The sequence below is a fragment of the Vibrio sp. 10N.222.55.B11 genome (assembly GCF_041473705.1).
GTDB lineage: Bacteria > Pseudomonadota > Gammaproteobacteria > Enterobacterales > Vibrionaceae > Vibrio > Vibrio crassostreae_C.
This window is the reverse complement of sequence record NZ_JBFRST010000041.1, coordinates 100,024-117,044: the sequence shown is the minus strand read 5'-3', so window position 1 is coordinate 117,044 and position 17,021 is coordinate 100,024. Positions and strand designations below refer to the sequence as shown.

The window sequence follows — 17,021 nt, the reverse complement described above, 5'->3', positions numbered from 1 at the left end:
ACTTACAGCGTTAAATTATTGTCTTCTATCATTTTTTGTAAAATTTGTGCTTCTAATGCACTGCTACTGTCACCTTGATACAGATCGTCGTACGTGACATCGGCTATTAAGATGTTTTGTTGAACGTCTTCGTCGCCATTAGGTTTAATAGAAATGGTCACGCCTTCACCAGATTCTTCTAAATCTAGATATTGTGTTGCCCCTAGCCCTGTATTAAGCCCTAGGCTTCCCAAAATACCCGAGAGGTCAATTGCATCAGTATCTGGAGACGCATCAAAATCTTGAATCACATCGTAGCTTGGTGCTTCTGCACTCCCTAAGCCTGAAGAGGCGAACACAAAATTATCTGAGCCCGTCCCGCCAATCAGCAGGTCGTTATCATCTGTCGCGGTAATCGTAGAATCCCCTTCAGCGACAAACTCAATCGATACGGTTTGGGGTAACCCGACCGCTTGGTTATTGCCTATCTCTGCAGACGGCTCTATCGTTAGGTCAAATTGATCACCACTGTTGTAGCCCCCGGTAATCGCTAGGTTAGGCACATCTGCCAAGTCCACCACATATTGACCATCGACCATAGAGCCGTGTGAGAACGTCAAACCTGCGGGAATATCATAAATTGTAATGAAGCCCACTTCTGAATCAGCAGGGTTTACAAGAGAAAGGTCTAAACCAAGAGGAATCGTGCCACTTGCTTCTGCCACGATCGAAGAGTATTCAACGCTCAATAACGGTGCATCAGGCTCTGGTGTGATAATAAGCGTCATGTCTTGTGAGCTCGGGTCACCCGTGTCGACCACTAACTCACCGAGTACCGTATTTTGATCAACCGTTCGGCCGGTAATCGTAATATCGAGGTTACCAAACGCATCGCCCGCAAAGAATTCAAGCTCATCAACAGAACTTGCTTTAACGAGAATCGTCGCCTGTATGATGCCACCAACACTGGTGAAAGAACTGGTTTCTGATCCAATTCGAATTCGGTCTAACCCAACTAACCCTGATGGGTCCGAAGTTCCATTCACTGTTACCGTAATTGCTAAAAACTCATCACTGTTAGTTTCAAAGCTATTGGCATCAAGAGGAATCACGATGCCATCATCTTCACTTCCAGTGAGCTGTTCAGGTAAATCGAAGAACTCAACTTTATCACCAATAGGATTCACACCGACGGTAAATTCAGATTCGGTATAGCGGATTTCTGTGGTGCCGATTTCTTGAGTAATGGCTTCTAGAGACAGATTAATATCGCCACTAAAGTCTCTTGGTGGCAGAATGACTAGATTAGATAACTGACTTGGATCTAACTGCCACTCATAGGTAGGGTTTCCATCGAAGGTACCGCCATCAGCACCATTGTTTGGAACCAACTCATAGTTGTCTCCGATTTTAATCGCGACAACTGCGCCTTCAGGAACTCCCTTCAACGAAAGCGACATGTTTTCAGAACCATCTTGGTCAATCAGCTCTGCGCTAAGTGATGACAACGAAATGTAATTATCTTCATCTCCGATAATATCCTCTGTTATCAAGTTCGCCGCATCAGCGACTGGCTCAACAGTAATAGTCACGACCGTCGTTTTATCTTGCGTATCCGTTTCTGTCACGCAATCCGCTTCATCGGTAATATTTGCTGTCACAGTGAGGGTAATTTCACCACTGTAATGCTCAGGTGGCGTAACTAACACATCACTCAAGCGGCTAGGATCCGTTACCGTCCAAGTACCATTGCCATTATCAACTAACAACCCGGTGTCAGTTGGAGTTTCAGACAAGGTCGCTCCATTCGAAATGCTCACCGTTAGAGAGTTAACGGTTTCTTTACCGGTAGCGCTATTGCCTTCACCAGTGATTAATTGTCCATCTTCAACGCTATCACCAAGAACCAGTTCAAGGTTAAGGTCTGTCGCGATGTCTTCTTGAATGGTTGTGGAGTCGGCTTCAACCGTAATGTCATCGACCACAGGCAGAACTTGGATACTAATGGTTTGGGCCGTCGTCACCGTATCACCGCTACATGGTGAGGTCTCAATTGTCTCTATGGTGAAATCAATACACCCTGCAAAATCTTCATCCAAGCCCGTTAACGTTAGTTTTGAAAGTCCATCTGCAGTGATTGAATAACCGACGATCTCACCAGAAGCATCGTATTCAGCAATCACACCATCACCGGAGATCTCAACGCCTTCAGGAAGTGAATCGGCAGGAATATAGAAAGAGATTTCATTGTCTGGATCACTGCCAACATCGGTGTTTAGCAAGCCAGTGAGATCAATATCTTCCCCTTCAGGTGTTTTAATTTCGCCATCGGGTTGAATCGGGCTTGGTGGGCCAACAGGGTCACAAGAACCGCCACCGCCGTCATGACCAGTAATTTGCAGCGGGAAAGTCGCATCAATATATCTCGCATCATCACCATCAATCACACGAGCACGAACCACAATATCCAGTACCGGAGTATCACTTGGGCTGGAAATCGTCGCATTATCTAAAATGTACGCTGCGAGTTCTTGGAAAGAGTCACTCGTTAACCCATCCGCAGATATGATCCAATTCCCAGAGCTATCTTGAGCGGCACCATTAGGGTGCTCAACAATCAACGAATAGCCGTCGGGAATCTCGATCAAAATATAATCGAGGTACTCTGACCCATCGATATCCGCGTCGACGAACGTCACGGCGTTAGAGATATCAACAGGCGAGCCGTCTGTACTCTGTAACAGCTCTGTAGAGCCTTCTAATCGAGTATCTAGCTCGACACGAGCATCTACAGTCACGCTAATAGAACCAGTAATATCTTTAATATCCGTTGCACCAGTTGGAGAGGTATCCGTGACTTCATAGGTGATAGGAATTGAGAATGTTCCGCTTAAATCTTCTGTCGCTGTAACAGAAAGCCTGCCGCTGCTTAGAAGATCCGAAAGCGTTGGCGTTGTTGAGTCCAGTAGAGTATCCAAATCTAAGCCTGAAGCTGGGACCTGAATAACACTCCCATCAAAATAAAGAGTGAGATCTGCAGGTAGGCTATCAATGACATATCCCGTCAAGGATTCGCTGCCATCAATATCCTGATTCACTGAAGGTTCAAGGTTCAGGCCGATTTGACTGTCTTCGATGCCTTGAGTACTGACCACTTGACCGTCTTCTTGATCAACGACCGGCGCTAGCTCTACTTTAAGTGTCATAGGAAACTCGCCCGAATCACCATCGGGCTCAGTTGAGATAGCAATAACGGTGAGTTCTAATTCACCACTAAAATCAAGAACTGGCTTGAGATACAGATCATCCAGTTGAGCGTTAGAAACTTGGAATACGGGCCCTGTCACATCATCAACATACGCAATCGTCAGCGAGACTGGTTCACCCAACGCATCCACCAGCAAAGTGCCTTCAGGAATGTTAGTAAGCAGTATGTTGATCTCTTCTGAAACATCGTCATCCGTCGTTTGTATAAGGAAGTCGAGCTGTATTAACCCATCTTCATTCAAGACCGATTGGTTGCTGATGACTTTACTGTCACTGTCGTATTGCCAATGACCATTACCACCGTCTACCGCGATAGGTTCATCCACAACACCTTTCAAAAAGATATTGATGGTTTTTGTATCACTTGACGCTTGCCCATTGATAGGAATAAGTGAATCGATCGTCGACTCAGTCGCTATTGCTGTTACGTCTATTGACAGATCTTCAGTAAAGGAACTGATGTCTTCTTTAGGCTGAATATAAGCAACACCATTGGCGATAGCTTCGGCAGTGACTGAATAGGAGTTATTGCCTATCTTTGCGGTACCACCACCTTCAACAGACCAGCCATCTTGAACTTGGATAATATAACTTAACGATTCAGAACCATCGGTGTCCGCCAAAGCGCCTTCAATAACGTCTTTGAGGTAAATAGCTTCATCCTCTAATCCCTTGTAGTCTTTAACAGACACATGAGGAGTATCAGCATCAGGTGAAATATCGACAGTAACGGTATGTACAATACTTGCCGTTTTATTATCTGGGTCAACGAATGAATTGCCAGACTCTGTTGCAACCGCAGTAATCTCAAACTCAAAGCGACCCGCTAGGTTGTCGTCAGCCCTGATTTCCATTTTATCAATCTGAGCCTGTGTGTAAGATTTCCCTTCTTTGACTGCGTTGCCATTTAACGTCAAATTCAAGCCGTCAGGAATCCCACTAATCTGGTAGCTCAATGTTTCTGACGTATCTTGATCCACCAGCTGAGCTGTTATGTCCAAACTGACTGGGTCTGAGTCATCTTCTACTGAATGATAGGAGAATACGGAAGCCGACCAATCCGGTGCATCAGCCACCGGTAAAACAGACACTGCAACATCAGCCGTCAGTTCTTTAGGATCCGTATCAGTGCTAATGATTGCGTTGATCGCTAGGATAACCGTTGAGGTGGTATTGGATTCATGAAGCGCGGGACGATAAGTCAACTGTCCATTAGGCCCAGTGAACTGACTATCAATCGCTGCCAATTGACTTCCAGACAAGGTGACCTTGCCGTCTACAACTTGAAGCAACACCCCATCAAGGTACAAGCTACCACCGTTTAGCGATGCTTCTGAGAACTCGATAGCAGTAACGGTTTCGCTTTGGTCGACATCGCCGGTTGCCACACTTACAACGATAATCGCGTCATTGTCTTCTGTGGTTTCAGAATCTTCATAACGAATAAAACCTTCGTTATCATCCAGAATAAGCTCAGCAGTACTGGTAACTTTATCACCGTCCGCATCTCGCACCAGATAATCGATGTCATCGACGATCTTAGGATCTGCAGGGTTTGTTGATACATTGGGATTTGTAGTCAGCTGGTAGCTACCATCTGAAGAAAGCGTAAACTGACCGTAAGTAGACCCACCATCATAATCATTAATTAGATTAATCGTGATAGGAGTGCCTGCGTTATCAAAGGTATAGGTAGTACCGCGATAGTCAAAACTTACAATGGTTGCGCCATCGGCACCTGCGAATTTTTCTGTTAGAAATTGTCCATTAAGGTCATCACCCTCAACCATTTCAATTGCCCCTGAACGCGCAACTGGGACAGCATCTGTTACGTTGACAGAATAAATTGCCGGATCAGAGCTATCGCCGTCCGCATCGTTGACCACCAGTTCAAAATTGAGGGCTAGATTATTCTCTCCATCAGCATTGGCGTGATCGAGAGGTGCATAAAGGTCGAACTCTGTTGTCCCGTCAGTATTAAAACGAATCCTAAATATATTGTTTCCATCAGAATCTTGACCGTAATACCAACCATCAGAATCGACAGCTTGCAGTGAAATGTCTTTCCCTGCACTCGAATATGAAAGTGCATCAAACGCAGCGGTGTCGACCGTCACAGAGACAACATCATCGGAACCTTCGATGATTCCTAACGAAGGGCTAGAATCTTCAACACCAACCTGTTCGCTGTCTCCAAGCAGACCGTCTTCATCAACAGAAATGCTTCCGATAACAGTAATTTTAGGGTTTGCACCATCGTAAATCTTAATATCAGATTCTTGTGTATCTCGTGAACCGTCTGAATCGATTGTGACGATTGAGGCTGGAATCGACAGCTCTGTGTCCTTCACACCGGTTCCGTGGTCTATTGACTGGTACAAATCAATCTCAACCGTGACATTCGTGGAACCATTGGCTTCTAAGCTAAAATCTTCAGGAAGTCTCACTTGGAAAACAGCATCGCCATTCGACAATACCGCATCAAACGTTCCATCCCCATTATCTCGCCAAGACAATGCTTCACCATTACGTGTCACCGCCTCACCGTCACTATCAAGAACGGCTTGGCCAGTTGTCACATCTAACCCCAAGAACACGAGTGGATCGTTGCCCGCACTCACGGCTAAGCTTGCACTCGCTGTTGTTCCAACACCAGACGGGGTTGTATCAGCAACAGGGTTTTCACTCAACTCGACCATGCCAGAGCCAATCGTAGGCTCCCCACCATCCGTAATCGAGACGTTCAAGGTTAATTGAGTTTCATCGTTGTCATCATCTTTTGCTGTGATGACAAAAGGAATTTGGTCGGTTCCATTCGTTTGGTCGAGGCCCTTGAATAGTTCAAAGGTGTAAGTGACATCAGTATCGGTCTCACCTGACAGAGAGGTAAAGCTCAAGGTGAACGCTTTATTTTCAGCACTTTCAGAGCCAACATAACCAGTAAGTTCATTTCCGTCTGCAGAGACCACATAGATGATCTGTACACCCCCACTAAACAACTGCGGCTGATCTCCAACATCAAAAAATACAGACTCAACAAAGTCACTTCCGACGTTGAGATTGAAAGTGCCAGTATCTGAAACACTGCCGTGAATAAGATCTAATTCGTCCACAGCAGCATTGCTAGTTGAAGTTAATATTGGGTCGGCTCCATCCTGGATGATCCAGTCGAATTGCCCTTGTTTTAAAGAAGTGCCATCTAAATCCGTTCCATCAATAATAAGTGGCAGGGTGATGGAGTCGTTGCTGAACAGGTGGTTGATAGACTGTTCTAACACTAATGTGACATCTGCTAGAACATCGATACCACTAGCGACTGCACTCAACGTTAGCGTGAATATCGTTTCACCATTTGCTTGTGCGGTAATCGTTTTACCATCATTCGCTAACGTGTAGGTTAGAGGAAAGTTCTCATCTCCGGTCGTCAAGCCCAAGGCGTCTAACTGCACCAGAGTATTAGCATTAAATACAATAGAAGCGGGATCTGGATTATCTGATCCAGCGGAAACGGTAAACTGGCCGACTACAGTTTGAATTCCATCAGACACATCACCTTCAGAGCTGGTCGTTGTGCCATCAACAACTAGCCCTGCATCACCATCAAAAATATCAATGACCGCAGTGCCGTTTCCGAAATCATTACTAATGTCGCCAGCAACATAGTTGAAGGTGATGTTCTGATCAACTGTGTGGTCCAAATTCCTGTTGGCGACGAACTTCCAGTGGCCATTCGCAAATACGGTCAAGGTGCCTTCGCTAGTAGCAAATGAAACCGGAGAGCCACCAACAATCGTCTTGGTCGTACCATCAACTTCAACACTTTTTATCGTAAGTTGAGTATCCAAATCGATGTCGTTATTCAACACGTTCCCTGACGCAATCTCACCCTCGATCATTTGATAAGACTCATCAAAAACCAGAGGTTCAGAATCTTTGATGACAATAGGTAAACGTCCTATCACTAACTCCGTTGTACCATCAGCATCGGTTTGCAAACCTTCGATGAGCAGAGCCGTCAGAATTGAATCTAACCCAGCTTCCTGATCAATCGCCTTATAAAAATTGATATTTACGTTGCTGCCGGAAATTGACGCATCGAATACTTTTTGCCCATCGCTTCGTGTGCCAATTAGGCTTTGTTTATCAGCCGATACAGCAACGGTTATCGATAGGGTTTGAGAAGTTAGTGACTCTGCGATGCTTTGATCATCGCTAAAAGAGAAGTCCGCATAATCGATGCGAATATCAGAGGTCTGAGTTTGATTTCCAGAAATCCCGACAACAGTTTCTGAGAACACAACCGACTCGGGCAGTATAATGCTTGGCATATCATCGATAGCTTGATTGCCTACCGTATTGAAAACTTTGGCATCAACCGTCCATTCTGACGCCAAGTTTAGGGACGAGACATCTATATTTTCAACAACCCAATTACCTGATGCATCAACAACACCCTCAAACACAAGAGTCTGAGAGCCATCATTAACTTCAATATAAACAGGAAGACCTTCGGCAACATTGGTTGTGCCTTGCATGGTTGTAAGTTGGCCGCCACGAAATGCCAAAATACTAAAACCGTCTAGCGTATCAATGTCTATAACAGGCGAAACAGTATCAATAACAATTTGCCCTGCGCTATTTATTGCAGAAGCAGGGTTACCGGCAACGTCAACAGTGTCAGCCTCAATTTGAATGCCACCATCGGAAAAGCTGGTTAGATCCACGCCTTCAACTGACCAAGCACCATCAATCACAGTTGCCGTCAGAACAATGACATTCGTTGTGCTGTCAGAAATACGAATATTGACCGTTTGGCCATCTTCTACGTTCTGTACCGTACCAAAGAATTTAGCCGACTGAATTTCGAAGCTATTGAGGACACCGTCGCCACCATCATCAACCGCAGCGGTGATGTCCGCTAGCGTATCTTTCACGATCGTGTCGGTCGCTGTTGTAGGGTTTCCAGCAATATCGATAGTATTGGCAACAACGGTTAGCTCACCTTCTGCAAAGCTTGAGTAGTCTTGAAGAGTCAGAGTCCAAGTTCCGCCGGATACTTCCGTTGTGTATTCTTGTATCGTTCCTTGGCTATCGGTAATTGAAATGTTGATGGTTTGCCCATCTTCTACATTGGCAATCGTACCAACTAGCACCCCATTCGATATTTCAAATTGATTGTAAAACTCATCACCAAAGCCATCGAAGTCAACCTCAATGTTGGCTAATGTGTCTTTGATTGTGGAATCGTTAGCTGCAATGCTATTGCCAAAATCATCAGCAATGACAGCATCGACTTGAAGATCCCCCTCCTCCAATGAAGAGAGGTCGACGCCATTGACGACATACGTTTCATCGCTTGTGATGGCTGTGGTGGTTACTGTGTTTCCGTTAACATCAGTGATGGTCAGAACAACGGTACGCCCGTCTCGAACATCCACTGCCGTGCCCGTAATCGTGACACTTGGTACTTCAAACTGATTTTCGTAACCGTCTCCACCATCCAAAATATCAACGGTTAATAGTGCACTAGGTAACAGAATATCAAGGTTACCCTCATTCGAGGTTGTATCTTCGTCGGCATATTCTGCAGGACGCGTATCAAAACCCGCCTCAGCGAGCGTTTCATCTAAGGTGGAACGAACATAAGCAATAAAAGAGGCGCTGGAACTAGGTTGATCATTTACTGAGTTAGGCTGTTGAGGTGCGCTTTCAATGTTGTTGACGAGTTCGGTGACCACCTTTTCCAACTGTTGTTCAACTGCGACGATTTGTGGTTCGGTTAGGGGCTGAGCCTCTTGTAAATTCTGAGGTTCAATGCTGACGACTTGCACGCCTTCAACTTTTGGCTGCGTAGCAGGTAATTGAAGCCAAGTCCCATCAGGGAATACTTGCCACACAACACCACCAACTTCGATATATAAAATAGGATCCATCCTAAACCTCTTCCTTACAAAAACGCTGACCTTGAGAACATCAATTTACTCAATAAAAAGCCGGAGAAATCAGCACACTCTCTTTAGTTAATACTAGCAAACAACAAATCATTAACAATTAATTAATTATCACTGATACACTGTAAAGTAAACCGATAGGTTGTGACTTGCATTCAGTTATATCTATCGTCACAAAATACGTTCAATGAATGTGTCATAATGTTGAAATTACTGGTTAAATTTCAAGGAATGTCATGACTGCAACGAACTATCTCAACCAATTGAATCAAAAGTATCTTGCGACTCATAAAGCGAAAGAAGACTTCTTTTGGGATACATATATGGGTATCAGTGACGACCACGATGGTTCGACACTCGCACAGACTCAGTGGACGGAATTTCTAAGCTCTGCCGAACAGATTACTGCTATCGAAACGCAACTCGCTGCTATTGATGAAATTCAAGATCCTCTCGAAAAAGAGAGTACGCTGACAGGCTTGAATGGTTGGTTGGCGACCTTTAGATCTCACGCTATTGAGTCTGAGCAGTCACAGAAGCTTAAATCCGATCTCATAAAGTTTGAGGCTGAACTGTTTGAGAAAAAACAGAATCATGTAATGACTTACGTAAATGAAACAGGTGATGAAACAGAAGGATCGCTGCCCGTTTTAGGTTCAGCCGTTAGAAGTAATGGTAATGAACAAGTTAGGCTTTCTGCACATCAAGCATTATTAGATTTAGAGCAATGGCTGCTGGCGAACGGCTTTATTGAGCTGATCAAAAAACGTAACCAATTTGCTCAATCACTGGGGTTTAAAACCTTCTTTGATTACTCGGTGGTAAAAACCGAACAGATGACGACAGAACAACTGTTTACGATTCTGGATGACTTCGAAGCACGCACGCGTGATAGCCATCAACAAAGCCTAGCGAACTTAGCTAAGCAGAAAGGCAAAAGTGCACTCGAAGCTCATAACTTCACCTACTCTTTCGCTGGTGACGTTATGAATTATCTTGATCCTTATGTTCCATTCTCAAAGTCACTTCGACGCTGGATTGAATCTTTTGGCCGCCTGAATATCGAATACTCTCAAGCGACATTAAAATTGGATCTGCTTGATCGCAAAGGTAAATACCCTAATGGTTTCTGTCACGGGCCTATTCCTTCTTTCTATGACCAAGACACTTGGGTGCCAGCTCAAGTCAACTTCACGAGTAATGCTAAGCCCGATCAAGTAGGCAGTGGTTATGATGGGATTAACACCTTGTTCCACGAAGGTGGTCACGCTGCTCACTTTGCCAACGTGAAAATGAACGCGCCGTGCTTCTCTCAAGAGTTTGCACCGACCTCGATGGCTTACGCGGAAACTCAGTCTATGTTCTGTGATAGCCTGTTGAATGATGCCGATTGGCTCAAACAATACGCGCTTAATGCAGATGGCCAAGCAGTACCTGACGAGTTAATCAAAGCAATCATCGATAACAAACAGCCCTTCAGAGCTTATCAAGAGCGCAGCATTTTAGTGGTTCCGTATTTCGAGCGAGCACTTTACGAATTGGCGGATGAAGATCTGACACCTGAAAAGATCACTGCTCTGGCTCGTAGCAGTGAAAAGGCAATTCTTGGATTGTCTTGCAGCCCTCGTCCACTGATGGCGATCCCTCACTTATTGTCTGATGAAGCATCTTGCTCATACCAAGGTTATCTATTGGCTCATATGGCGGTGTATCAAACACGAGCTTATTTCACCGACAAGTTTGGTTACTTAACAGATAACCCAGAGATCGGGCCTTTGTTGGCGAAACACTATTGGCATAAAGGCAATAGCGTGAACCATAACGGTACAATCGAAAGCCTGACTGGGGAAGGTTTTAATGCCAAATATCTCGCTGACGAGTGTAACTTATCGCCAGAGGAGGCTTGGGCGATTGAGGAGCAAAAAATCAAACAGCTGTCGACAAGAGAACGTGCACCAGTCGCGGATTTGAATGCGAAGGTATCGATCGTTGATGGAGCAACTGAATTAGCGAATAATGCAAAGTCGAATGACCAAATGTGTGATGATTTTGAGCACTTTATTATTGAGCAATACGGTCGATAGATTGAGTTTTAATGCTAATGAAAAAGGCAAAAATGAGTAGTGACATAACTCATTTTTGCCCCATTGTAATCTAGACCTTTTACTCATTTACAACCTGTTCATGAGCTTTCCCCTACGAAAGGTTATCTGAAGCAATGTGTTGTCCAAGTTATATGCAAAGGCTATTTACCCCGTCATATCTGTTGGTATTGTTGAAGGTTAAAAAGAAAGAAGGCATTATTGGCCCATAAAATACGGACAGTCGACGTATAGAAAGCGTTATGAGCTTCCAAGAATAGAAGGAAAATATGGCAGTTTTAGAAATTCTGACTGCACCAGATCCAAGGCTTAAGGTCAAAGCGGAAAAGGTGCAAGATCTCTCCACGGTACAAACATTAATAGACGACATGTTGGAAACGTTATATGCGACTGACAATGGTATTGGTTTGGCTTCAACTCAAGTTGGTCGTAAAGAGGCCGTTGTTATTATTGACCTTTCCGAAAGTCGAGATGAACCATTAGTTTTGGTTAATCCTGAAGTGGTTAGCGGCTCGGATAAAACATTGGGCCAAGAAGGTTGTTTATCAGTTCCTGACTATTATGCCGACGTAGAGCGTTTTACTTCAGTTGTTGTGTCTGCTTTAGATCGCGAAGGTAAACCAATGACCATCGAAAGTGATGAGTTTCTAGCTATCGTAATGCAGCACGAAATAGATCATTTGTCGGGTAACTTGTTTATTGACTATCTTTCACCACTTAAGCGTCAAATGGCTATGAAAAAGGTTAAAAAGTACGTTAAAGCGCACTCTTAACTTCCGTCTATCAATATAGGTTATTACATCCTGTTGGCTGCGTGAGTAGCCAATGCTTTTCGAACAACAAAGTTATCTGCTTCGCTTTGTCATTTCGGTCATTAAACATTGCTTACGACAAACACATATAGAAGGTCTCTTATTGTGGTCTATCCGCAGCCAACCACTATTGGCTAGGCCATTAGACATTTATTGGTTGATAATTACGGTATGACAGAATCGCTTGGTGATCACGCGAGTTAGCCATCGTGACTAACTCAGAGCTGCCCCAAACCTTCACAGAACCTGCACACGGAACATCTGAGCAGTACACCAATAGACCAAGTTAATCTAATCCGTACTTTGTTCTCTTATGCGGAATTTTTCCGTAATTCGACCCCGCAACTATATACCGATTCACATAACAGGTTGATACCCGTTGAGTTTTATAATAAATGGCAGCAACATAGACGGAATGCAAAGACGGAAAAAGTCCGTCTATAAAGCGATGATCTAGGAGGTGATTTTGCTCGATTTACTCAAAAAAGTTGTTCTAATTAACCTATTAGCGGCTCTTGTTGTTGTCGCTCTAGCCCAGTTTGTTCCATTCTTTGCTACGACACAATTGGTCGACTTTCTTTTCTTTGTTGTCATCGTCATATGGGTTTTAGCGAAGCTAATGTGGGAAGGTGGCATCCATAGTAAGACGACTCGGTTCGATGACACTAGAACAGATAAAGTCTACAAAATGGTAGAGGGACACGATTTCGAAAAAGACGAACGCGAGCACTATCGAATGAACTACCAGACAGGCTTGGTTTTCTTCATCGCTGGTCTGCCAGCGTTTATAGTTTGTTTAGTTCTTCAATTTTCATGAGCACGAGCATAACAAACGACTAAAGTTTCAAGGCACTTTTTCTAATCAGGACGAAACGGTTTAGAGCAGCACACCTAAAACGTTTCTGTCCAATAGTTACTTAGGACAAACCAACATACTACAATAGGAAATTTTTCCGGCTTAGTTATTCGTTATCTTCACTCAATGCAAATTTGATCTCGTCTGAAGAGAACCCCTTTCGACTTAGCATCGCGTAAGCCTTGGAGCGTTCTTTATGATCGTTTAGGTCATAAGACTTCTTCTGCAACTGTTCTAAACAAGAAGAATAGAAATCTAGCTGCTCTTCATTAATCAATCGGTCGATGAGCGATGACAGCTCACTTGTGTCGATTTGTCGTTGTCTAAGTTCTTGCTGAATGGCGGTCAGGCCCTTGCCTTTACGAGCATACTTGAGCACCTCTTTTTCCAAATCGGCTTTCTCGGCCTTAATTTGAATGTTACTTTTCAGTTGATGCGCTTGTGGGTGCTGGTCAATCGCTACCTTAACTTGTTGATAGCTAAAGCCACGCTTTTGCAGTGTCGCAACCAGCTTTTCACGGCTCATGGTAAAGCTTGAATAGTAGTGGTTGATTCGGTCTATCAAGATGGTTTGTTCATCAATAGACTTTTCGAACGACACTTTATGGATTGCATCAGAAATCACTGAATCGGTCAGCCCCTTCTTCTTCAGTTTTTCGACAATGTATCGAGAACCGAATTCACCAAAGAAAGCTTGTTCCACGAATTGTTCTGCAAACACTTGGTCAGACTTGAGATACCCGAAGCCTTTCAATGTCCCTAGAGTTTCATCGATCCATTCTTGATTGTCGGTTTTCACTTTGAGCTTCGCCACTAACTCGCTTTCCGTCATGTCTCTCTGAGTTAAATGCCACATCGCAGAGTTCATAACACTTTCAATTCGCGTCGCTTTTCTTACCGTTGTATTTCTAGTATTCGTTTTTTGCTGTGAATCGTCCATTCGATTTCAACTTTCCAGATTAAGCCTACCCCATCATAACGTAATTCTAAGGTGGTTGAGTGACATAAAAGAATGAAGCTCAACATAAGCGGCAGCCAATAAAAATGGACGCTTGTTCAGCGTCCATTTGATATCACATTAAGAATGATGGCTCTAAGCCATGCTTAGCTTTTTTCGTAATAGCTCTTTTCGAAATCGCTTCGCGCACTAGCTCATTCGCTTAACTCTCTTCGTGATTGTAAATATGTACATCTCGTTGAGGGAATGGAATCGTGATGCCTTCTTCATCGAAGCGTTTCTTCACGGTTTCCGTTACATCCCAGTACACATCCCAATAGTCATCAGTCTTAACCCAAGGTCGAACTACGAAATCAACAGAAGACGTATTCAAGGTATGAAGCTTGATCATATGCTCTGGTTTTTTCAACACTAGAGGGTGTGCAAGAATGATGTCGTTCAATACCGCTTTCGCTTTATCGATATCATCTGAATAACCAATACCGAAAACCATATCAACACGTCTTACACGTTCTGCCGTGATGTTGTTGATCACGTCACCCCAAATCTTGTTGTTTGGGATCACCAAGCGTTGGTTATCAATGGTTTGAACAGTCGTCGATACTAAGCTCATGTCTTTTACCGTGCCTTGCACGCCTGCCACTTTAACCATGTCACCGACGTCATAAGGACGGTAGATCAAGATCATCAAACCCGATGCAAAGTTAGATAGTGTGTCTTGCAATGCGAAACCAATGATGACACCGGCTACACCGAAACCAGTAAGAAGAGGTGCTAGCTCTATCCCTATTTGAGACAGTGCGATAAGCAAACCAATAAACACGACCGCTTTAGATGCGATGGATACAAAGAAGTCCTGCATCAATACACTGAAGTCCATTTTAGAGTGCGAAACACTCTTACGAACGGTTTTGCGAGCCACGTTAGCAATAAGGCGAGTTACATACAAAATACCGAGAAACAGAGCAAGTTTAACGATAAAAGAAGGGGTATTTTCAAAAGCCCATGAACTGAACGAACGAAGCCAACCATCCAACAGCTCCAGTGCAACATCAACATCCAACACATCGGCGTTAATGTCACCTGTCGTCGCTAGCAAAACACGTTTGTACGAAGTCACATCCACGCCAAACGGTTCCATTAGCGTGATGGTTTCTTCTAAGCTCGCGACCATAACGCTAGTTCGCTCACTGAAGCGTTCAAGCTCAGTTTTAATCGTCGCTTTCTCTTCTTCACTTACATAAGATAACCGGCGTTCTAAATCTTGACGTTGTGTATCCGTGTATAGAATTGCATTAGTAAGATATTGAGAACGAGAAACAAGTGCCGTTTTGAGCTCACCTTCAGGAACAGCAACATCAACACCACGCTCTTTCGACCAATTTAAGGTCTTAGCAAGCTGCTGATAATAGACATCCATCATTCCGATTCGTTTTTGAATACGCAATTCAAGGCGTTTTTTAGCGTCACCTTCAGCTGAACGGTTTTCTTTACTCATTGAAACGATTTTAGTTTCATTCAACGACAGCAATTTTTGTAGCAGTTCGACCTGCTGAGCAAGAGTGACATCCAGCCCCTCTTTTTTATCTGACGATAGCTGTGAAAAAATCTCTTCGCGTAGGCCCTGATTCTTACGCCTTAAGATATCTTCAAGAAAGGGCTTCTCAGCATCATGCGCCGTTTCTAATGTTGCTAGATCGAGCATTAACTGATCTTGTACTTCTGCGATTTTCTCAACGCTCTGCGCATAACTTCCAAATGCGACAAACGCCAACATTAACAATAGACAACGCCAAACCTTCATCATATTAATTCCTATCACTGTCTAAATTGACCCTATAAATAGTAGTAAAAAGAATATGGATAACAAGCATTTAAACGTATGTTATGTTAAAAATTCGCAAATTATCAGCCTGCTTCTAATATTTGAGAGTTCCAATCCCCTCTTATGACCTGTAGAGTACGCATCCAACAAAGAACAGCAGCCAATATCTTCATTCGAGCACAGCACTAAAGCGCCCTAAATACGATGTTGGCTCACAGCAAGAGAGCATAAAAATGAACAACGAACTTGATATTATTGAGTCTCTAGAAGAACTAGAGCAATTCCTAATTTCAGTGGAAGCTGGCGGTTTAGGCCTTGAAGGCGTTGAAGGTGTAGGCATGGCAACCAATAATTCAGATGGTCGTCACTTCGTTGCTGTATTCAATAGCAGCCATAAAGTTCTGCTTGCTCGCTGGATCACCAAAGAGGTGTTTGATAACGGTAAAGACTTGGTACGTAACGGCCCTCGCCGCACTCACTAAGCCTTTCCAATAGCACCAATGATTAAAGCCCAACACGTTCACTGACGATCTGTTGGGCTTTTTTGTATCGCCTGTCCCGTCCTGATAGTTAATAAACCACTCAATACAGAATAATTAGCGATAACTTTCAGTTGTTGTGAACTTTAGCTACAGCTCAATGTCGTATTCGCGTGAATTGGTGTTTATGCGTCTTTTATCGTGTATCTGCCGTTTCCCGTATTTATACATAGTTTCACTTTAACCATTTTATGACTTGTGGCACGAAGAGAACTTATCTAAGCTAACCACAATTCAATGAGCTTGCTTTAACGACTAACAGATTTGATTACTGACTAATTTGCTGAACACATCGCTACTTTTCTTATCCACACAGAACCGCCGACAAAAGCATTCGCTTTGGGCGCTCTTCCTTACCGGACTGGTTATCGTAACTTGTCTGGCGAGCACTCTGGCCGTCAAGAAAGTATCGTTATCTGCATCCGCTAATGGCCAATCAGTCCTAGTTGGCACACAAACTCATACAGAAACCAGTAATCCCCAAACCAACATCGCTTCTTCAGAAAAAATGGCTGCTCTATACGCCAGCGTTTTCGGCTTAGAAGCCTCAAAAATGTTAACGTCCCCCAATTCAAATTCATGCAGCCTAAGTTCGAAAATGCTGACCTTTGCCGCACCTAAAACGGGCTGGCTGATCCCTTTCGTTCTGATGATTGCTGTTGCATTCAACTTATCTCCGCACATCTCGAGATTATCCGGAGACAATCATCGCTCTACTCGACCGACAAAACA

The 17,021-nt window shown here is 43.8% G+C and carries 8 protein-coding genes; 4 read left to right on the top strand and 4 right to left on the bottom strand.

Annotation, left to right across the window (positions count from 1 at the left end; translation table 11 throughout):
* Nucleotides 1–2 precede the first annotated feature (2 nt).
* A complete protein-coding gene (locus tag AB4503_RS14920; protein ID WP_372115287.1) occupies nt 3–9,179 on the bottom strand; it encodes an RTX toxin in 9,177 nt (3,058 codons plus the stop codon).
* Between the two features lie 254 nt (nt 9,180–9,433).
* Between AB4503_RS14920 and AB4503_RS14915 the strand changes: the two genes are divergently transcribed.
* The 3 genes from AB4503_RS14915 (at nt 9,434) to AB4503_RS14905 (ending at nt 12,928) form a co-directional block, all read left to right on the top strand.
* Nucleotides 9,434–11,281 (top strand): M3 family metallopeptidase, encoded by a 1,848-nt coding sequence (locus tag AB4503_RS14915; RefSeq protein ID WP_372115285.1) that lies wholly within the window; start codon nt 9,434–9,436, stop codon nt 11,279–11,281.
* 287 nt (nt 11,282–11,568) lie between these two features.
* Nucleotides 11,569–12,072 carry a peptide deformylase gene (gene def / locus AB4503_RS14910; RefSeq protein WP_016785410.1) on the top strand — a complete coding sequence of 168 codons (504 nt, stop codon included), beginning with the start codon at nt 11,569–11,571 and terminating at the stop codon, nt 12,070–12,072.
* A gap of 505 nt (nt 12,073–12,577) precedes the next feature.
* On the top strand, nt 12,578–12,928 hold the full coding sequence (locus tag AB4503_RS14905; RefSeq protein ID WP_102501375.1) for a hypothetical protein: 351 nt from the start codon (nt 12,578–12,580) through the stop codon (nt 12,926–12,928).
* A 145-nt stretch (nt 12,929–13,073) separates the two neighbouring features.
* On the opposite strand, the gene AB4503_RS14900 is transcribed toward AB4503_RS14905, so the two are convergent.
* Both AB4503_RS14900 and AB4503_RS14895 read right to left on the bottom strand, forming a co-directional pair.
* Nucleotides 13,074–13,907 (bottom strand): RecX family transcriptional regulator, encoded by an 834-nt coding sequence (locus AB4503_RS14900; RefSeq protein WP_372115283.1) that lies wholly within the window; start codon nt 13,905–13,907, stop codon nt 13,074–13,076.
* 220 nt (nt 13,908–14,127) lie between these two features.
* Complete coding sequence (locus tag AB4503_RS14895; protein ID WP_065583709.1) at nt 14,128–15,732, bottom strand: mechanosensitive ion channel family protein; 1,605 nt, start codon at nt 15,730–15,732, stop codon at nt 14,128–14,130.
* Nucleotides 15,733–15,983: 251 nt separating this feature from the next.
* Between AB4503_RS14895 and AB4503_RS14890 the strand changes: the two genes are divergently transcribed.
* Complete coding sequence (locus AB4503_RS14890) at nt 15,984–16,232, top strand: hypothetical protein (RefSeq protein ID WP_017062732.1); 249 nt, start codon at nt 15,984–15,986, stop codon at nt 16,230–16,232.
* A 516-nt stretch (nt 16,233–16,748) separates the two neighbouring features.
* On the opposite strand, the gene AB4503_RS14885 is transcribed toward AB4503_RS14890, so the two are convergent.
* A complete protein-coding gene (locus AB4503_RS14885) occupies nt 16,749–16,958 on the bottom strand; it encodes a hypothetical protein (protein WP_371722397.1) in 210 nt (69 codons plus the stop codon).
* Between the last annotated feature and the right edge of the window lie 63 nt (nt 16,959–17,021).